Raw genomic sequence first — 18,443 nt, 5'->3', positions numbered from 1 at the left:
CGATGGCGCAGGAAAACACGGGCGCCAGTCCGAAACCGTTGCCCGACGGCTTTCTGGCGACCTTGCAGACCCGGTTCGGTGACAAGGTGGAAAGTGGCCAGGCGATCCGCGAACAGCACGGGTCGAGCGAGGCCCATTACCGGTCGATGTTGCCCGACGCCGTCGTCTTTGCCGAGAACACAGACGATGTCGTGGCGCTGATGCAGCTGTGCGTCGAACACGGGGTGCCGCTGATACCGTTCGGGGCGGGCACTTCGATCGAGGGCAATGCAGCGGCAGTGCGGGGCGGCGTGTCTCTCAACATGACGCGGATGGACCGGATCGTCGCGGTGAATGCAGAGGATTTCGATTGCGTGGTACAGCCTGGCGTGCGGCGCGAGGAATTGAACCTGCACTTGCGCGATCAGGGCCTGTTCTTCCCGATCGATCCCGGTGCCAATGCCACGATCGGCGGTATGGCATCGACGCGCGCCAGCGGCACCAATGCTGTTCGTTATGGTACGATGCGCGATGCGGTCCTCAGCCTCAAGGTCGTAACGCCGCAGGGCAAGGTGATCCGCACGGCGCGAAGGGCGCGAAAATCGGCTGCAGGTTACGATCTGACCCGGCTCTATGTCGGATCGGAAGGCACGCTCGGCATCATTGTCGAGATCACGCTTCGACTGCATCCCATTCCCGAAGCGATTTCCTCTGCAGTCTGCAGCTTCGAAACGCTCGACGGCGCGGTCGATACCGTCGTGCAGTCCATACAATGCGGCGTCCCCCTGGCACGGGTCGAAATCCTCGATGCGTTACAGATGAAGGCCGTCAACGCATGGTCCAACATGGACTATCGCGAAGCGCCGACGCTGTTCTTTGAATTCCACGGGAGCGCCAGCTTCGTGGCCGAGCAGGTCGAGACGGTGAAAGCCCTGGCGCAGGACAATGGCGGCGGCGAATTCGCATGGTCGAACCTGCCCGAAGAGCGCAACAAGCTGTGGCGCGCGCGGCACGAGGCCTATTACGCGGCGGTAAACCTGCGCAAGGGCGCGATCGGATGGGCGACCGATGTCTGCGTCCCGATGAGCAGGCTGGCCGAATGCATCCGCGAAACGCATGCGGACCTGGAGCAGAGCGCGATACCCGCCACCATCCTGGGCCATGTGGGCGATGGCAATTTCCATGTCGTCTTTTCCATCGATCCCGATGCGCCCGAGGAAATGGACGAGGTCGCAGCGATCAACCAGAAGATGGTCGAGCGCGCTCTGGCGATGGACGGCACTTGCACCGGCGAACACGGCATAGGGCTGGGCAAGCAGAGCTCGCTGGTCGCCGAACTTGGCGAAGCGGTCGAACAGATGCGGATGATCAAGCGGGTTTTCGATCCGCACAACATCCTCAACCCCGGAAAGATCTTTACGCTGTGAGCGCTGTTCAGGCGGCGCTTCCGCCCAAACGCGTGGCAAGCGACCAGACGCCGCCCGCGGCGGGCAAGGCATGGCTGGTCCTGATCGTGCTCGCCGTTGCGATGGCGGCAGGCAATATCATGCTCGGCGTGTTCAGCGCGGTGCAGGAACAGGCCAAGGCCGAACTCGGCTTCAGCGATTTCCAGATGAGCCTGCTCAATGGCCTCGCGGTTTCTCTGCCGCTGGCCGCGTTGGCCATTCCGGTCGGTCTTCTGGTCGACCGCACCGTGCGCGTGCGTCTGCTGTTCTGGACTGCGGCTGCCTGGACCGCGGGAACATTGCTGACCGCCTTTGCCTACAGCATGCCCGTGTTGTTCATCGCACGCATGCTGGGCAGCGTCGGCGCAAATATCTCCACCACCATTGCCATCTCCCTCGCTGCAGATCTCTGCCTACCCGAAAAGCGCGGCCGATCGCTGCTGTTGCTGACGATCGGCAAATATGCCGGCGCAGGCCTGGCCTTTGCGATTGGCGGCTGGTTGCTGGGATATTTCATCGAGAGCGGCGGCCTGATCGGACTGGCGCCATGGCGAAGCATTCACCTGGTGCTCGGACTGGCGAGCCTGTTGTTCGTGGCGGTGCTGGCGTTCCTGCGCGAACCGCCGCGCATGGAAACGCGCGTCGGGCCGCAGGCGCCGCTTCGCGAGGTGTTTCGCGAATTGCTGGGCTATTGGCGGTTCCTCGTTCCGCTGTTCGTCGGGCAGATCGGGGTGTTGATGGCTGACGCGGCGGCAACAGTCTGGGCGGCACCCGTGCTGGCGCGGTCCTACGGTGTCACGCCGCAGGAATTCGCCGGATGGATGGGTGCGGTGATCTTCGGGGCGGGTATTCTGGGCGCGATCATCGGCGGAATCGCGGCCGATGCCGGGCATCGCACGGGTAGGCGTGGCGGCATCCTGATCGCGGCCATCATTGGTTCGATCATCGCCCTGCCAGCCGTGCTGTTCCCACTCGCGCCCGATACGACGGTATTCGCGATCGCGCTCTTCGTGTTGCTGCTAGGTGGCACAATCACCGGACTGGTCACCGCAACCGCACTGGCGGTCCTGTTACCGAATGAACTTCGTGGACTTTCGATCGGCACATTCCTCGCCATCGGCGGACTGATCGCCTTCGGCGTGGCACCGACGCTGGTGACGATTGTCAGCGGATTGCTCGGCGGCGAAGACCAGTTGCCGATGGCTCTCGCGCTGGTCGGCGGTGTCGTCAGCGCGCTGGGTTGCGTCGGTTTCGCCGTCGCTTATCGGATGGCCCCAAAGCCTGTAAGATAGGTCTTGTATACCTATATGACAGGTGATAAGTCTCCGCTAAGAGGAGATGCCGGTAATGAAGACCGAAATCCGCGTGTCGGAGGACATGGTGAGCTACATCGGTGAGGGTCCGCTCCCAACCGTTGAGCACCAGAGGGACTGGGTCGTTTTCGCTTTCCTCGGCTTGGGCCACGAAGGGCAACCGCGGATCGCTTACCGCGGGGCCCCGGAACTGGACGGCCTGGAAAACAGCCTGCTGGTCTTTCTCGTTCACGCCGAAGCATGTCAGCGTATATTCGCCCGTTCGCGCGGCCAATCGGCGAACTGGCACTTGCCCGAAGCCCTGCGCCGGGTCGCTTTGTCGATCACCGATTGCGAGGGGCAGGGTGAAGCTCGCAAGACACTCCGCCTTGCGCGCAGCATCGAACTGCTGTGCCAATTACACGCATACATGGATACGGGCGATCTGGTGGCTGTCGATTGTGAAACGGATATGTCGACGCGCGAGATCGAATGCATCGTGCGCGCCCGGCGCATTATCGATCAGCGCTGGCGCGAAAAGCTGACCATTCCGCTGCTGGCGCGCGAAGTCGGCGTGAACCGTGACAAGCTCGTCCGCAGGTTCCGTGAAATCTACGGAGAGACCATTCACGATGCGCTGAGCGAGCGGCGTCTTGACGAGGCGCGAACCCTGCTGCTGTCGAGCGACCTGCCGGTGTCAAGCGTGGCGCATCGATGCTCCTACAAGAGCAACGCCAGTTTTACTCGTGCATTCAGCCGCCGCTTCGGCCTCGCGCCGACAGCGCTGCGCCATCGGGGAATCGCGGCATGACCAATCCGCAGATACGCGCGGAAAAGGGCGGACTTGTCGCATCTGCGACCGCTGCCGTGCGAGACTATATCAGCGAACACAACCTGAAAGTGGGCGACAATCTGCCCAGCGAAGGCAGTTTCGCCACCGACTTCGGCGTCAGCAGGCCCGTGATGCGAGAGGCGTTTCACGCACTGTCGGCGCTGAAAGTGATCGATGTCGGCAATGGCCGCCGCGCGCGCGTGGCGGCGATCGACGGGTCGGTCATGGGCTCCTCCATCAGCCACGCGGTCAGCACGTCGCAAGTCACGCTGTCCGACGTGTGGGAAGTGCGCCGCACGCTGGAACTGCGCACCGCCGAACTGGCGGCAACCCGCCGCAGCGAGGAACAGGCCGATCAGATCCTGTCCTCGGCCCACGCACTGTCGCTCAGCCGGGACGACCAATCGCGCACGGCCGCGGACACCCAGTTCCACCAGACCATCGCGCTGGCGAGCGGAAACCAGCTTTTCTACCAGATCGTGCGATCGTTCGAACAGATGATGGAAGTGGCGATCCCCAAGGCCTGGGCGGGTCGCACAACCGAGGAAGAGCACGGTGAGACGCTCAGGCTCCACCAGGCAGTCGCCGAAGCGATAGCGGATCAGAAGCCCGACGCGGCACGAAACGCGATGGAGGCCCATTTCGCGCGTTCGATCGGCGATCTGTTTTCGCGGGACGGCTAGGGTGTCGAGAGCCTGATCGCAACTTCCCGGCAAACGCACGAGAAAAACAAACCAGAACCCGCCGAACCGGTGCATTGCGACACGACGCAATCCGTGGTTGGCCTGTGACCTTTAATCGGCAGCTTTTGGGTAATTGCCTTAGAAATATGAACGACCGATATTGGGACGCATTGCTGACCGGCCGGCTTAGCGCCTGGCGAATGGTAGTACGGCTACCGAAGCCGGACAGGCAGCTAACGACCCCATTGCAGACGTTCGGCAAAATGCTAGTTTGACAACTATGGATTGGGCCGAGACAAGCAAGGTGATTGGTGCGGTAGCTTTCGTGATCGCCCTCTTGCTAATCCCTAAATGGTTCTCGTTTCGACATCGAGCCATGTCTGGTGCAATCTTGTTTGTCGCAGGCTGGGCAGGAATTGTCGGCGGACTAGCCCTCGGCAATCAGCCATTCATGCAATCAGAACAAGTGGCTGGGCTTTGGGTCGGCACTAGCGGCCTTGCCCTCATATTGTCGGTCACGCTCTTGGTGCCAGTCGCGTTCGAATGGCGCAGGAAAAGACGTCGACCAAGACGCAGCAAAGAGAAATGGCCTGCCGGTCACTGGGAAGGCTAATAGTCCGCTTCCCACCCCAATTGCCGACGTTGCCGCGCGTTGGATCCGTCGCCAAAAGCCGTCATGTCAGCTTACGCGGGTTTTGAGATAGAAGCGGCTGGGCAGCAAATGACGTCAATGCGAACGCTGCCCACCCGAATCAATGCAATTAATTTTTGGACGTTCGGACGGCCGTGATCGCATGGTAGGGATCCGATTACGCAAGCTGACCGGATTTCGCAGTGGCTGCGATCTCAACAGCGAAATCCCGCTCTGATACTCGTGCCTAGTCGAACAATTCATCGAAGTCAGGGTTGGAGTGCACTGAGCATGCGCGCTTTGCTTCGTCATTGCTTTTGCGAATGGCGACCACGCGCTGCCTAACGTCTTCGTCGAACGGTACGATCGACAGGTCGCTAGCCGCATACTTCATGGCATAGCCGACAAGCGAGAGTCCGGATGCCTGCTTAAGTTCACTCGCGATCGCGACAAGGTCACTACGATCTTCGCAGTGGAATATGCCGCCACCGCTACACGTGCAACGCTTCGCTTCGGTATGCTGTCTGGGGCCTCCACGCATGTGGAAGACCTTCTTTGGCAAGATGCCAGATAGCCGTGAGCCTGGCGCGTAGGACGACATGACTACAGCCTCGACATGGTCGGATGCTGAAATGTTCCAATCGACCGCTTCGTACGACGAAAGCCACAGTACCAACGGTTTGCCCGAACGCGGCACCGAAAGGTTTATACGGGTATCGGACGAACCGCTTTCGTAGATGCCGACATAATTCAAACCTGCATTCTTCGATGTGTGGTCGCGCAAATAGGATAGAACTTCTTCCGGCGAAGATTCTCTCACGACGTCGCCGATAGTCACCTTGAATTCGGTCGTGTGCCAGTTGTTGATGTATTCCACTTCGACAATGTGACTTCCCCGAGAGAATTCATGGTCGAAACTCTTGCTTTCGCCGCCTTCGAAGACGACGTCGCCATCTATCAGGATGCGGGCCTTGGCCCAGCTCTGGCTGACAGTGATTTGCTTGAGGGTTGCTTCGCGGAAGTTCAGCTGGCCGACCCAATATCCGCCGAAATTTGGTGAATCAATCTGGTGAAAGTCGGCCCAGGCATACTTGATTGCAATACTTTCAACGGTTTCGGTTGCAGGTGGACGGCTGAGGTTCTTCCGGTCGAAGTAAACTGCCCTAAAGCCCTCGTTCGGGATCTTACCGGACGGATTTAGCCGAGTTGCCCAGGAACTTGTTGCCTGCCCGGAAATGTCGATTTCGCCTGCGAGAGGCCTCGCGTCCGATGGTGCGCTGCAGCTGAAGAGGGCAAGCGAGGCGACAACCAGCAGGATGCGAGAATTGGTCATGGAACAGCTCCCGGCGCGATCTTTTCGATGCGCCAGAATAGGTCTGACGGGTGACGAAGCCGTTAAGGGATTCAGGTTGAGGGTATTTGTATTCACAGAGATCCGGCCATGAACTAGTTTGCAGTTTTCCTTCCTGTAGAAAACTGAACCGGGAAGATGCTCTGTGATGTCAGCCATGGATCAGTGTCCTTCTCGATTTTCGGCATCGACGGCTCCGACCCTTGACTTGGTGAAACGTTTCAACGACTGAGGGCCAACCTGCTTACAGCTGGAGATTCCCGATGCCAAAACTCGTCCCGGCCCAGAACCGGTCTTTCATGTTCGTCCCCGGCAACAAGCCCCGTTTCCTGGAGAAGGCGCTCGGCTGCGACGCGCATGTCGTGTTCTTCGATCTTGAGGACGGCGTGCTTCCTGCAGAGAAGCCCGAAGGGCGCAGGATGACGCGTGAGGTTCTTGGTGCTCCTGCGGGCGGGCCGCGCCGCTACGTGCGCGTCAACGACCGTGCGACGCCTTGGCTGAAAGAGGATCTGGAGGCCGTGGTGCAGCCGGGACTGGAAGGCATCGCGCTGACGAAAGTGGCCAGCGCCGAGGATATCCACGAGACATCGCAGATGCTCGAACAGCTGGAGCGCGACCGCAGGCTCGAAGTCGGGCACACCGCGATCGTTGCGGCGATCGAAAGTGCGCGCGGTCTGGTCAATGCCGTGTCGATTGCCGATGCCGGGCCGCGTGTCGTGGGCCTGATGTTCGGGGCCGAGGACTACGCGCTCGACCTCAACCTCGGTACCAGCCGCGTGAAGGAGGCGGCCGACCTGCTTTATGCTCGGTCCGCCCTCGTCGTCGCTGCGACGGCCGCCGGTATCCTCAGCATCGATGGCGTCTATCCCAACCTCGATGATCCAGAGGGCCTGATCGCCGATACCTGGCAAAGCAGGCGGCTTGGTTTCACGTCGAAGTCGACGTTCAATCCGCGTCAGATCGACATTATCAACGACATCTACTCGCCCCAACCGGAAGAGATCGAATACGCGCGCCAGATTGCCGTGGGCTTCCGCGAGGCAGAGGCACGGGGCGATGCTTCCGTGGCGGTGGGCGGACAGCTGGTCGACAAGCCGATCGTGCTCCGCGCGCTCCAGCTTCTCGAAGCGGCGGGCGAAACGATATGACACGGCGCATCGTAACCGGCTGGGAAGGGCGGTTTTTCGAGGATTTCGAGGTTGGCGACGTCTATCGCTGCCGCATCGGGCGGACCGTGACGTTGAGCGACAATATCCAGTTCACGCTGCTCACCAACAACACCAACCAGATCCATTTCAACGCCGACTATGCCGCGAAGACCGAGTTCAAGCGACCGCTGATCAACAGCGCGCTGACGCTTTCGATCATCGGCGGCATGGGCGTTGCAGACCTGAGCGAGAACGGCTTCGCGCTGGGATGGGACTACGTCAGCCTGCCGCATCCCGTCTTCCCCGACGATACGCTCTATTGCGAGCAGGAAATCACCGAAAAGCGCGAATCGAAGTCGCGGCCGGGCCAGGGTATCGTGAAAGCGAAGACGCGCGGCCTCAACCAGGACGGGGTGGTCGTCATCGAATATGCCCGCAGTGTCATGGTCTGGAAGCGGGATGCCGCGCCGACCATCAATATCTTTCCCGAACCGAAAATCTAAAAAACAAGCGATGGAGAGGATGGTATGAGCGAACTTGTCAGCTTCGACCTTGTGGAGTGGCAAGCGCCCCTCGAAGAACGCAGGGAACCGCTGCCGCAGCCGACGGGCAAGCAAGTGCTTGTCCGGGTCACGGCGGCGGGGCTGTGTCATTCCGACCTTCACGCGCGCAAGGGTTATATGGACCTGGGGCAGGAGGGCACGCTCAGCTTCGCCGATCGCGGCGCCAAGCTACCCGTGACTCTGGGGCACGAAGTGGCGGGCATCGTCGAGGCTGTCGGCCCCGACGTCCAGTCGGTGAAGGAGGGGCAAGCTGTGCTCGTCTTCCCGTGGATCGGCTGCGGCAAATGCCAGGCCTGCGCCGAAGACCGCGAAAGCGATTGCATGGCGATGCGCATCATCGGCCTGGTCCAGAAGGGCGGCTTTGCCTCGCACTGCCTGGTCGAGGACGAGAAGTGGCTGGTGGATATCGACGGGCTCGACCCGACCGACGTGGTGCCGCATGCCTGTTCGGGCGTCACTGTGCTGAACGCGCTCGAGAAAATGGGTCCGCTGCGCGATGGCGAGTGGATGGCGATCCTGGGCTGCGGTGGGCTGGGCATGAATGCCATCGCCATCGCGCGCGCGATGGGCATCGAGAACATCATTGCAGTCGACATCGACGATGCGAAACTGGACGCCGCGCGCGAGATGGGCGCGGCCGCCGTATTGAACAGCGGCCACCCGCGAGCGGTTGACGAATTGCAGCGGATCGCCGGGGGCCGGCTCATGGGCATCGTCGATACGTTCGGCGGCGCGGCGACCGCGCGAATTGCGGTCAGGGCGCTGGCCAAGGCGGGCCGGTACATCATCGTCGGCCAGGCGGGCGGCGATTTCCAGATGCCGCAGGTCTGGCTCACCCAGAAGGCGATGACGGTGCGCGGCAGCCACGTGGGCAATTCGCCCCAGCTTCGCACCCTGATCGACATGGTGCGGGCCGGTAAGGTCACGCAGATGCCGATCGAACTTCGCAACCTTTCCGCGATCAACGAGGCGATGGAAGACCTCGAGGCAGGCCGGGTGACGGGGCGCATCGTGTTCACGCCCGAAGTGGGGGAAGGCCAGGAATGAAAACCTATCGTCATTACATCGGCGGCGCGTGGGTCGAACCGTCGAGCGGCGAATATTTCGACACAGACAACCCCTATACCGGCGAGGTCTGGGCGAAGATCGCGCGTGGTAACGCGCAAGACGTGGACCGCGCGGTGGCGGCGGCCAAGGCGGCATTCGAAGCAGGCGAATGGGCGACAATGCGGCCCACCGCGCGCGGCAAGCTGCTGGTAAAGCTGGCCGAGATCATCGAGCGTGAATCCGAACGCCTCGCCGAACTGGAAGTGCGCGACAACGGCAAGCTGATTGCCGAGATGAGCCTGCAGACGAAGTACCTTGCGGAGTGGTACCGCTATTACGGCGGGATGGCCGACAAGATCGAAGGCGCCGTGCTGCCATCGGACCGTCCCGGCATGCTCAATTTCACCACCCATGAACCGCTTGGCGTGGTGGCGATGATCACGGCGTGGAATTCCCCGCTGCTGCTGCTCGCCTGGAAGCTGGCGCCTGCGCTTGCCGCCGGGAACACAGCGGTGGTCAAGCCGTCGGAATTCACCTCGACCTCCACGCTGGAGTTCATGGACCTCGTCAGGGAAGCGGGCTTTCCAGACGGCGTGGTCAACTGCGTGACGGGCATGGGGATCGAAGCCGGTGCCCCGCTGGTGGAGCATCCCGACGTCGCCAAGGCCGCGTTCACCGGTTCGGACATGGCCGGTCAGAAGGTCTATGAAAGCGCCGCGCGCAAGATCATGCCGGTCACCCTCGAACTGGGCGGAAAGTCGCCCAACATAGTGTTCGAGGATGCGGATATCGATGCGGCCGTGAACGGTGCGATCTCCGGAATTTTCGCCGCGACCGGGCAGACCTGCCTTGCAGGCTCTCGCCTGCTGGTTCAGCGATCGGTGCACGACGCGCTTGTCGCCCGCCTTGTCGAAGTGGCGAGCCAGGCCGCGATCGGCGATCCGATGTCGATGGACACGCACGTCGGGCCGGTCACCACGGTGCCGCAGTACGAGAAAGTCCTTCGCTATATCGAGATCGCGAAACGCGATGGCGCGACCTGCGTGCTGGGCGGAAAGCCTTACACGGGCAGCGGCAGCCAGGGTGGCCGTTTCGTGGAGCCGACCATCTTTACCGGCGTGACGAACGACATGACGATCGCGCAGGAGGAAATCTTCGGCCCGGTCCTGTCGATCATTCCGTTCGATACCGAGGAAGATGCCGTGCGGATCGGCAACGACATCGTCTACGGCCTTGCCGCAGGCGTATGGACGTCGGACATTGGCCGCGCGCTGCGCATGGCGGAACGGCTGAAGGCGGGCACGGTCTGGATCAATACCTACCGCGCGGTCAGCTTCATGTCGCCTTTCGGCGGGTTCAAGCGATCCGGGCAGGGCCGCGAAAGCGGCAAGGAAGCGATGATGGAATACATGCAGACGAAGTCGGTGTGGATCGCGCAGCAGATGGCAACCGGCAACCCCTTCGTCATGCGTTAACCGGACTTGGCCGGAGGCGCGCAAGACCCGCGCATCACGTACTGGCTGGAAAGGGTCAGCCGGTGCGGGTCCGGTCCCGATCGGCCCGCCAGCCGGTTCAGGATCAGTTGCGCGCTCAGCCGGCCCTGTTCGGCCGCGTCGTGGCTGATCACGTTGGTCGGCGGGGTCGAGAACATGGCAAGCTCGGTGTCGGCACTGCCGATCAGAGAGATGTCGCCGGGCACCGATAATCTTGCGGCGCGGATCGCGCGAATGGCTCCGCCCAGCATATTGATCCCGCCCGCGATCAGGGCCGTGGGCCGATCTTGCAGCGAGAGCAGGGCCGATGCCTCGAAAAAGGCGGAATTGAGATCGAACCCGCCGGTGCGAACCAGCGCCGGGTCGTAGGCGATTCCGGCCTCTTCCAGCTTGCGCCGATAGCCTTCGGTGCGCGCCCGCGATGGCCGGACGGTCGGCTGGCCGGTCACGAGCCCGATGCGGCAATGGCCTAGCGACAGGAGGTGATCCATCGCCTCTTCCATGCCTGCCTCATGATCGACCAGCACCGCGTCCCAGTCTTTCGGATATTCGCGGTCCAGCAGCAGGATCGGCAATTCCAGCCGCTCACACGCGGCCAGGACGTCGGGATCGCGCTCTGACGAGGTGGCCATGATCAAACCGTCGACGCGGCGCTTGCGAAGGACGTCGAGCAGTTCCAGCTCGCGCTCCTTGGAGTCGGTCGAGCACAGGACGATGAGGACGTAGCCGGCCTCTTCCAGGGTGTCTTGCGCCGCTCTCGTAAAGCTGGCGAGGGCGGGGACGGTTATGTCGCGAATGATGATGCCGATGCTGCGGGTGGTGCCGCCGCGCATGCTCTGCGCCGCGGAATCGGGCGTGAAGCCAAGACGCTCGATCGCCTCGTTCACTTTGCGCAGGACCGCTTCGCCGACGTTGGGATGCTTGTTGATGACCCGCGACGCGGTGCCCACGGACACGCCTGCCTCCGCCGCCAATTCCTTGATTGTCGGCCTTTTGGCCATGCATTGCGCCTCGTGTTTGAACGGTTGTGGGCAACCTTCTCAGTGCCGCGCGATTACTCCGCCAGCTTCACGAACCGCTGTCAACCGCACTGATACGCGAGCAACGGGGCAATATCGTCCAGCAGTTCAAACCGGCTGACGGTATCGATAAGGCGGTCCGTGCGCTCGTTGCCCAGTATCGGGCCCACCAGCGCGGTGAATTTCGCTGCCAGTCTCTCTTCCTGCTCGTCCAGATCGGCACTCGCGACGCTGCTGTCGCCCGTCGCCTCGAAACGCTCGCCATCGCGGCGTTTCACGATCACGCGGGCGAACGTATCGGGCGCATCGATCCATTCTACCGAGACCCTGTCGCGCATGGCGACCAGATCGGGGCGGACGGCGTTGGCGTCAGAAAAGGTCGCGATGCTGGCCGTGTCGATCCCGCAGAGGGCCAGTGCGACCGTGTGGGTGAGGCTGAACTTCGTCTCCAGCCCGGTCGATGGCTGGCGGATGTTGCAGACGGTGTCGAGCACCGGATTAACCCGTACGGTAACGCTGCTGATCGCATCGGGGCCGAAATCCGGCTGGCAGGCGATCTCGCGCGCCGCGTCGATCGCCGCATGGGTGTTGTAGCAGGCGGCGTGATACTTGAAGAGATTGGACAGGATGTGCCAGCCGCCGGGGGGCTCGGCACGGGCGCCCTCGACATTGTGATCCCGGCTCAACACGTGCGCGAAGCCGCCCGCCGCGTCGAGCATGTCCTCGCGCGCGCTCATCCCCTGCATCGCATAGCGCGCGGCCATCAGGCCGGTGCGGTTGGCCCAGCCGGCGTGGAGCGGTTTGCACATCGTTCCGAAGGAGTGCTTCAGACCCGCCGCCAGGGTTCCGGCGATACCGATGGCGCGCTGCGTCGTCGCCGTGTCGCTACCCAGCAGGCGGGAGCATGCGATGGCCGCGCCCAGCGCCCCGATGGTGGCGGTGTTGTGGAACCCGCGCCGGTAGTGGTCGGGCTGCATCAGCGTTCCGATGCGGCAAGCGGCTTCGTATCCGGCGACGAATGCCGTCATCACCGCTTCGCCCGTGGCTCCCGTCGCCTCGGCCTGCGCCAGCAGGGCAGGCAGGATCGCCGCGGTCGGATGCCCGTTCAGCGCGAGGCTGACATCGTCATAGTCGAGCGCGTGGGAAGCTGTGCCGTTGATGACCGCGGCCTGCAGCACGCTCGTTCGCAGCGGCGTACCGATCACGGTGCTTGCGGGCCGCGCCTGCTCCTCCTCCGCTTCGGCCCGCAGGATGCGGGTTACGGGATCGTCGGCACCGGCCAGCGTCACGCCCAGCAGGTCCAACATGCAGTGGCGTGCCACCCGCCGGGCTTCGGGCGGGATATCGCCCGGGGCCAAGGTGCAGGCATCGCGGGCAATGTCTGCGGTCAGGCTGCTCATCAGTAAGACCGGCCCAGCCCGAGCACGTGCTGCCCGACGTAGGCGAGCACCATGTTCGTCGAGATCGGTGCGATCTGGTAGAGCCGCGTTTCGCGCCACTTGCGTTCGATCTCATATTCGCGCGCGAACGAGAATCCGCCGTGCGTCTGCATTGCGATGTCGGCTGCGTGGAAAGCGGCCTCGGACGCCACCAGCTTGGCAATGTTCGCTTCGCTGCCGCAATCCTCACCGGCTTCGAACAGGGCCGCGGCTTTGCGGCATAGGAGGTCTGCCGATTCCAGCTCTACGTGCGCGCGTGCCAAGGGGAACTGGACCCCCTGGTTGCTGCCGATCGACTTGCCGAAGACGACACGTTCGTTGGCGTATTCGACCGCGCGTTTCAGGCACCAGCGGCCATCGCCGACGGCTTCCGTGGCAACGAGGATGCGTTCGGCATTCATGCCGCTCAGGATATAGCGGAAGCCCTGGCCTTCCTCTCCGACCAGCGAATCTGCCGGAATTTCGAGGTTGTCGAAGAACACTTCGGTGGCGTTGTGATTGATCATCGCGTCGATCGGCCGGATGTCGAGGCCGCGCCCTTGCGCTTCGCGGATGTCGATCAGGAATACCGACAGGCCCTCGGTGCGTTTCTTCACTTCCGAAAGCGGTGTCGTGCGCGCCAGCAGGAGCATGAGGTCGGAGTGCTCTGCCCGCGAGGTCCAGACTTTCTGCCCGTTGACGACGTAGGTATCGCCGCGCCGCTCTGCATGGGTTTTCAGGCTGGTCGTGTCCGATCCGGTCGTCGGTTCGGTGATGCCGAACGCCTGCAGGCGCAGCTCGCCCGCGGCTATCCCCGGCAGGTACTTCGCCTTCTGTGCATCGCTGCCGTGCCGCAGCAATGTGCCCATGATGTACATCTGGGCGTGGCTCTGGCTGGCGACGCAGCCATTGGCGTTGATTTCTTCCAGCACGACCGCCGCCGCGCGCAGCGGCAGGCCCGAACCGCCATATTCTTCGGGTACGAGCATGCCGAGAAAGCCCGCCTCGGTCAGCGCGGCGACGAATTCGGTCGGATAGCCGCTGCGATCTTCGAGTTCGCGCCAGTAGCTTCCCGGGAAATCCGCGCAGAGGCGGGCGATGGAATCGCGCAATTCGGGATAGTCCAGCCCGGTGTCCATCATGGTCATAAGCTTGCCCTTCCTGTGGTCTTGAGGAGCGGATAGCAGGCTCCCACGAGGTGTCAATGAAACGGTTCATTGACACGGGTGTCGCGGTCCTTATGGTCGCGAGTGGCTGCACAGATCGATCCGAATCGGAAATCGGCGACAGGCACGAATAGCCAGGCAGGAAGAGGAAACGCCCCGGATGCTGAGTAACCGCCCACTGGAAGGGATCACGGTCGTCGAATTCGGCCACAGCGTCGCTGCGCCCTATGCCGGGCTGATCCTGGGCGAGCTGGGTGCCGATGTCATCAAGGTCGAGAATGCGGACGGCGGCGACTATGCGCGGGGCTGGGGCCCACCCTTCTGGGAAGGCAAGTCGGTCATGTTCCAGGTGTTGAACCGGAGCAAGAGCAGCGTCGCGCTGGACCTCAAGGACACGGTAAGCGCGGAAAGACTGCGTGAATTCATCGTCGAAAAGGCCGATGTCGTTGTTCACAACATGAAGTTCGGCGCGATGGAGCGATTGGGCTTCGGTGCCGAGGATCTCACGGCCAAGCGTCCCGATCTCATCTATTGCAATTGCGGCGCTTTCGGCAACACCGGCCCCTTGCGGGATCGTCCCGGCTACGATCCGCTGCTTCAGGCTTTCAGCGGCATGATGAGCATGATGGGCGAGGAGGGGCGCCCGTCGGTGCGCGTTGCCGTCTCGATCGTCGACATGGGAATGGGCCTTTGGGCCGCGATCGGCATTCTGGCCGCGCTTTACGAACGCAGGCGCACGGGGCAGGGGGGGCGGGTCGATACCTCGCTGCTTGAAACCGCGCTCGGCTGGCTGACCGTTCCTTTGGGCAACTACCTCGCCTCAGGCGATCTGCCGCGAAGGGAAGGGTCGGGCGCCGTACAGATCGTGCCGTATCAGGCGTTCGAGGCGCGTGATGGCGAGATCATGATCCTGGCCGGCAACGACGGGCTGTTTCGCAAGCTGGCCGCGGCCATCGAAAGGCCGGACCTTCCCGCCGACCCGCGCTTTGCCACCAATGCCGATCGCGTGAAGAACAGGGCGGTGCTGCTGCCCATTCTTCAGGAAATCCTGGGCACGCAGGACGTCGCCCATTGGGAAGGCCTGCTGCTCAAGGCAGGGGTGCCGCATTCCCCGATCCAGACTTTCGACCAAGTGCTCGCCCATCCGCAGATCGCGGCGCTGGGCATGCTGCAGACATCGCCTGACGAGAAACTGCGCATCATGGGCCTGCCGCTGAGCTTCGACGGCCAGCGCCCGGAATTCACCGTCCCCGCCCCGGCAATGGGAGAGCACAACGCCTTGATCGGGACGCCGCCGATAAGCGCGGACAGGATCGGCGCGGATCTGGAATGACCGGCACGGGCTGAGAACGCAAGGAAACGGAAAAGAGCGAGATGGGTGAGGCAAGGACGAGATATCTGAGAAACGCGTGGTATGCCGCCGCGTGGAGCGACGAGATCGGCCGCACGCAGCTGGCCCGCACGTTTCTTGACGAACCGGTCGTGCTGTTTCGTGAGACGGACGATACGCCCGTCGCCCTTGCCGATCGTTGCCCGCACCGCTTCGCACCCCTTTCGGAAGGTGCGCTGGTCGGCGATGCCATCCAGTGCCCCTATCACGGGCTTCGCTTCGGCAGCGATGGCGCCTGCATCCACAATTACCACGGCCCGGTGCCGAAGGCGGCCTCGGTTCGCCGTTATCCCTTGATGGAGCGGTATGGCGTCACGTGGATCTGGATGGGCGACGCTGAACAGGCGCACGAAGACCGTCTGCCCGATTTCGGCGGCTTCTACGGGAACGAACGCTTTGCGGTCGCGCGCGGCTATCTGCACGTCAAGGGCAACTACCAGCTCGCGGTCGACAACCTGCTGGACCTCACGCATGCGCAGTTCCTGCATCCAGCCCTGGGCAATCCCGATTCCAGCGAACACGTCACGTTCAAGATGAAGAGCGACAGCTCAACCGTCTGGGCGAGCTATTTCTTCGATGGAGAGCCGGTGACGCCCTTCAAGAAGATGGTCTGGGACAGCCCTTCCGAAACTTGCGACCGGGCGGCGGACATGCGGTGGGAAGCGCCTTCGAACCTCTATCTCGAGGTCGCCACGACAGAGTGCGGACAACCGCGCGACGAGAACGCCCTGCTGATCCCGTCCACCCACTTCCTCACCCCCGAAACGGGCAAGACCGCACACTATTTCTGGATGAATGCGCGCAACTGCCGGATCGACGATGAAAAGCTGACCGAGATGTTCCGGGAGAGCACCGACAAGGCCTTTCGCCACGAAGACGAACCGATGATCGCACTGGTTCAGGAAAGGATGGGCGACAACGATTTCGACAGTCTCAATCCCGTCTTCCTGACGACCGACCGGGCCGCTGGGAAAGCCCGGCAGATCCTGACCAAGTTGATCGATGCCGAGCACGGGGCGACCGTGTCCGAACCCGAAATGTCGGCTTGATGCCCTGCCGAAGAGGATGCTGAGATGACGCTGACATTCCCGCCGGAAGAACCGTTCGAGAGTTACTCGCAGCGCTTTTCCGACTTTTTCGCGATGAGGCGCGAGGACGGCATCATCGAAGTGCGGATGCACACCGATGGCGGCCCGGTGCTGTTCGGGTTCGAACTGCACCGCGCCTTTGGACAGATGTTCCGCGCGGTCGGCGCCGATCGCGAGAACGAGGTCATGATCCTGACGGGCACGGGCGATCACTGGGCGCTGCCGATGAAGCCGCCCAGCGCCGAAGTCCTCGCACGCGAAAGCGCAGGGCGGGCCTCTGCCGCAAAGACGGCCTTCGACCCGGCCTACGGTCCTTACGACCGGACCTACACCGACGGGATCAAGCTCATGGAAGAGATGATCTGGGCCGTGAACATTCCCGTGATCGCCGCGGTGAACGGGCCGGGGTTTCACACCGAAACCGCCTTCATGGCCGATCTCACGCTTTGCACGCCCGACGCGCGTTTCGTCGAACCGCATTTCACCCTGGGCATCGTTCCCGGCGACGGGAATTTCCTGATTTTGCAGGAACTGATCGGCATAAAGCGGGCGAACAAGGCGATGTACCTGGGCCAGCCGATTTCCGCGCAGCAGGCGCTGGACTGGGGACTGGTCAACGACATCGTGCCCAGAGACGACCTTGCGGCGCAAAGCTGGGCCATGGCGCGGCACCTGATGGCACGCCCGCGTGAAGTGCGCGGCCTGACGGCAGCGGTCGCGCGGCAACGCTGGAAGACCCTGCTCAGCCGGGACCTTTCGATGAACCTGACGCACCAGATTTCCGGATCGCTCATCCGCCCGATTTCGATCCAGTCGCAGGACGACATCGTGTCCGGCGAGTCCGGTTACTTCGAGATGAAATGACGATGCAGATTGGGAGACCGGCAGAGTGAAAATCCTCGTTACCGCAGCGTTCGGCCATCAGGGCAAGTTCGTCATCCCGAAGCTTGCCGCAGCGGGTTTCGACGTCCGTGCCGCGCGCGGCACACCGGGCCGGGACGATGAAGTGCTGGGGCTGGGCGCAAGCGAGGTGTTTGTCGGCGACCTTGCCGATCCGGCCGTTTATGCCGAGGCGCTCGACGGGTGCGAGGCGGTCTATCATATCAGTCCCGGTGCCCATCCGCGCGAATACGACATGGGTTTTGCCATGGTCGAGGCAGCAAAAAAGGTCGGCGTGCGCCACGTCCTGTTCCTGTCCCTGCTGCAGCCGTTCATCGACATCATCCAGCATCGCTACAAGCTGGAACATGAGCTGGCGCTGGTGAAATCGGGTCTCAATTTCACCGCGCTGCGGCCTTGCGACTACATGTTGCAGGAAGCCTACGTCGCCCCGGCGATGAAGACGGGTTCGATGCCGTTCTATTCGGGCGACGCCGCCGGCAGCCGGGCACACTGCAAGCACAGCTATATCGCGCTGGAAGACCTGACCGACGTGGCGGTCAAAGTGCTGGTCGAAGGCTCGGCGCACTATTTCGCGACTTATGAACTTGCCGGTCCGGACAAGATCACCCCGCATGGCATGGCGCGGATCCTGTCGCGCGTGATGGGGCGAGAGATCGAACCTGTCGCACGGTCGCCCGAAGACCTGATCGACGCCTTGTGGGGATCGCGCGATCCCGGCGAGGACTTCACGCACCAGGCCGATATCGTCCGCTCTATCCAGGCCTGGTATGCGCGCTACGACTTCGTCGGCAATCCGCGAACCCTGGAATGGCTGCTGGGGCGCAAGGCCACGACTTTCGAACAATTCGCCACCAAGGCCTTTGCCGAACTGTCGGCAAAAGATCCGCAACGTTCGGACACGGCAGGCTCCGGGCAACAGCCTGAACAGGCCATGGCGCAGGAGAGCGGCCAATGAAAGCCGCGATCCGTCCCCGAGTTACCAGGGCATCCGAAAG

At 62.6% G+C, this 18,443-nt stretch carries 16 protein-coding genes; 12 read left to right on the top strand and 4 right to left on the bottom strand.

Going from position 1 to position 18,443, the window contains the following annotated elements; all coding sequences use genetic code 11:
* The first annotated feature begins 2 nt into the window (after positions 1-2).
* The 4 genes from FAX90_RS04590 to FAX90_RS04575 are packed head-to-tail and all read left to right on the top strand — an operon-like array spanning position 3 to position 4,231.
* Positions 3-1,406 (top strand): FAD-binding oxidoreductase, encoded by a 1,404-nt coding sequence (locus FAX90_RS04590; protein ID WP_144096840.1) that lies wholly within the window; start codon positions 3-5, stop codon positions 1,404-1,406.
* Positions 1,403-2,716, top strand: a complete 1,314-nt coding sequence (locus tag FAX90_RS04585) for an MFS transporter (RefSeq protein WP_240704712.1) — start codon at positions 1,403-1,405, stop codon at positions 2,714-2,716. The genes FAX90_RS04590 and FAX90_RS04585 overlap by 4 nt, the downstream gene beginning before the upstream one ends.
* A gap of 55 nt (positions 2,717-2,771) precedes the next feature.
* Positions 2,772-3,527 (top strand): AraC family transcriptional regulator, encoded by a 756-nt coding sequence (locus tag FAX90_RS04580; protein ID WP_170234864.1) that lies wholly within the window; start codon positions 2,772-2,774, stop codon positions 3,525-3,527.
* Positions 3,524-4,231 (top strand): FadR/GntR family transcriptional regulator, encoded by a 708-nt coding sequence (locus FAX90_RS04575; protein WP_144095939.1) that lies wholly within the window; start codon positions 3,524-3,526, stop codon positions 4,229-4,231. The genes FAX90_RS04580 and FAX90_RS04575 overlap by 4 nt, the downstream gene beginning before the upstream one ends.
* A gap of 878 nt (positions 4,232-5,109) precedes the next feature.
* On the opposite strand, the gene FAX90_RS04570 is transcribed toward FAX90_RS04575, so the two are convergent.
* Positions 5,110-6,372 (bottom strand): hypothetical protein, encoded by a 1,263-nt coding sequence (locus tag FAX90_RS04570; protein WP_144095937.1) that lies wholly within the window; start codon positions 6,370-6,372, stop codon positions 5,110-5,112.
* A 104-nt stretch (positions 6,373-6,476) separates the two neighbouring features.
* On the opposite strand from FAX90_RS04570, the gene FAX90_RS04565 reads away from it, so the two are divergent.
* From FAX90_RS04565 to FAX90_RS04550, 4 genes are read left to right on the top strand one after another with little or no spacing between them, the layout of a single operon-like run.
* Positions 6,477-7,361: an HpcH/HpaI aldolase/citrate lyase family protein gene (locus FAX90_RS04565; protein WP_144095935.1), complete on the top strand. Its 885-nt coding sequence runs from the start codon at positions 6,477-6,479 to the stop codon at positions 7,359-7,361.
* Positions 7,358-7,864, top strand: coding sequence for a MaoC family dehydratase (locus FAX90_RS04560; RefSeq protein WP_144095933.1), 507 nt, complete (start codon positions 7,358-7,360; stop codon positions 7,862-7,864). Before FAX90_RS04565 ends, FAX90_RS04560 begins: the two co-directional genes overlap by 4 nt.
* 24 nt (positions 7,865-7,888) lie before the next feature.
* Positions 7,889-8,971 (top strand): alcohol dehydrogenase, encoded by a 1,083-nt coding sequence (locus FAX90_RS04555; RefSeq protein ID WP_144095931.1) that lies wholly within the window; start codon positions 7,889-7,891, stop codon positions 8,969-8,971.
* A complete protein-coding gene (locus FAX90_RS04550; protein ID WP_144095929.1) occupies positions 8,968-10,446 on the top strand; it encodes an aldehyde dehydrogenase in 1,479 nt (492 codons plus the stop codon). Before FAX90_RS04555 ends, FAX90_RS04550 begins: the two co-directional genes overlap by 4 nt.
* Here FAX90_RS04550 and FAX90_RS04545 read toward each other — a convergent pair.
* The 3 genes from FAX90_RS04545 to FAX90_RS04535 form a co-directional block, all read right to left on the bottom strand.
* Positions 10,443-11,465: a LacI family DNA-binding transcriptional regulator gene (locus tag FAX90_RS04545; RefSeq protein WP_144095927.1), complete on the bottom strand. Its 1,023-nt coding sequence runs from the start codon at positions 11,463-11,465 to the stop codon at positions 10,443-10,445. The two genes, FAX90_RS04550 and FAX90_RS04545, sit on opposite strands and share 4 nt — an antisense overlap.
* 80 nt (positions 11,466-11,545) lie before the next feature.
* Positions 11,546-12,883, bottom strand: a complete 1,338-nt coding sequence (locus tag FAX90_RS04540; RefSeq protein ID WP_144095925.1) for an MmgE/PrpD family protein — start codon at positions 12,881-12,883, stop codon at positions 11,546-11,548.
* Positions 12,883-14,049, bottom strand: coding sequence for an acyl-CoA dehydrogenase family protein (locus tag FAX90_RS04535; RefSeq protein ID WP_144095923.1), 1,167 nt, complete (start codon positions 14,047-14,049; stop codon positions 12,883-12,885). Before FAX90_RS04535 ends, FAX90_RS04540 begins: the two co-directional genes overlap by 1 nt.
* Positions 14,050-14,227: 178 nt before the next feature.
* Here FAX90_RS04535 and FAX90_RS04530 point away from each other — a divergent pair, with 178 nt between their 5' ends.
* Genes FAX90_RS04530 through FAX90_RS04515 form a run of 4 tightly spaced genes read left to right on the top strand, consistent with a single transcriptional unit; the run spans position 14,228 to position 18,403 of the window.
* The gene (locus FAX90_RS04530; RefSeq protein WP_144095921.1) at positions 14,228-15,400 is read left to right on the top strand and encodes a CaiB/BaiF CoA transferase family protein; all 1,173 of its coding nucleotides are present in this window, start codon (positions 14,228-14,230) and stop codon (positions 15,398-15,400) included.
* Positions 15,401-15,441: 41 nt separating this feature from the next.
* Positions 15,442-16,506, top strand: a complete 1,065-nt coding sequence (locus tag FAX90_RS04525) for an aromatic ring-hydroxylating oxygenase subunit alpha (RefSeq protein ID WP_144095919.1) — start codon at positions 15,442-15,444, stop codon at positions 16,504-16,506.
* A 24-nt stretch (positions 16,507-16,530) separates the two neighbouring features.
* On the top strand, positions 16,531-17,409 hold the full coding sequence (locus FAX90_RS04520) for an enoyl-CoA hydratase/isomerase family protein (protein ID WP_144095917.1): 879 nt from the start codon (positions 16,531-16,533) through the stop codon (positions 17,407-17,409).
* 25 nt (positions 17,410-17,434) lie between these two features.
* Positions 17,435-18,403, top strand: a complete 969-nt coding sequence (locus FAX90_RS04515; RefSeq protein WP_144095915.1) for an SDR family oxidoreductase — start codon at positions 17,435-17,437, stop codon at positions 18,401-18,403.
* Positions 18,404-18,443: the final 40 nt, after the last annotated feature.

This window comes from Croceicoccus sediminis (genome assembly GCF_007570835.1).
Classification (GTDB): Bacteria; Pseudomonadota; Alphaproteobacteria; order Sphingomonadales; family Sphingomonadaceae; genus Croceicoccus; species Croceicoccus sediminis.
This window is presented reverse-complemented; position numbering and strand designations above follow the sequence as displayed.

Bases quoted from the DNA above. Each gene is read 5' to 3' on its own strand.
- FAX90_RS04540 (WP_144095925.1), bottom strand. From the start codon at position 12,883: ATGAGCAGCCTGACCGCAGACATTGCCCGCGATGCCTGCACCTTGGCC.
- FAX90_RS04580 (WP_170234864.1), top strand. From the start codon at position 2,772: ATGAAGACCGAAATCCGCGTGTCGGAGGACATGGTGAGCTACATCGGT.
- FAX90_RS04520 (WP_144095917.1), top strand. From the start codon at position 16,531: ATGACGCTGACATTCCCGCCGGAAGAACCGTTCGAGAGTTACTCGCAG.
- FAX90_RS04555 (WP_144095931.1), top strand. From the start codon at position 7,889: ATGAGCGAACTTGTCAGCTTCGACCTTGTGGAGTGGCAAGCGCCCCTC.
- FAX90_RS04565 (WP_144095935.1), top strand. From the start codon at position 6,477: ATGCCAAAACTCGTCCCGGCCCAGAACCGGTCTTTCATGTTCGTCCCC.
- FAX90_RS04545 (WP_144095927.1), bottom strand. From the start codon at position 11,465: ATGGCCAAAAGGCCGACAATCAAGGAATTGGCGGCGGAGGCAGGCGTG.
- FAX90_RS04535 (WP_144095923.1), bottom strand. From the start codon at position 14,049: ATGACCATGATGGACACCGGGCTGGACTATCCCGAATTGCGCGATTCC.
- FAX90_RS04560 (WP_144095933.1), top strand. From the start codon at position 7,358: ATGACACGGCGCATCGTAACCGGCTGGGAAGGGCGGTTTTTCGAGGAT.
- FAX90_RS04550 (WP_144095929.1), top strand. From the start codon at position 8,968: ATGAAAACCTATCGTCATTACATCGGCGGCGCGTGGGTCGAACCGTCG.
- FAX90_RS04530 (WP_144095921.1), top strand. From the start codon at position 14,228: ATGCTGAGTAACCGCCCACTGGAAGGGATCACGGTCGTCGAATTCGGC.
- FAX90_RS04525 (WP_144095919.1), top strand. From the start codon at position 15,442: ATGGGTGAGGCAAGGACGAGATATCTGAGAAACGCGTGGTATGCCGCC.
- FAX90_RS04590 (WP_144096840.1), top strand. From the start codon at position 3: ATGGCGCAGGAAAACACGGGCGCCAGTCCGAAACCGTTGCCCGACGGC.
- FAX90_RS04570 (WP_144095937.1), bottom strand. From the start codon at position 6,372: ATGGCTGACATCACAGAGCATCTTCCCGGTTCAGTTTTCTACAGGAAG.
- FAX90_RS04575 (WP_144095939.1), top strand. From the start codon at position 3,524: ATGACCAATCCGCAGATACGCGCGGAAAAGGGCGGACTTGTCGCATCT.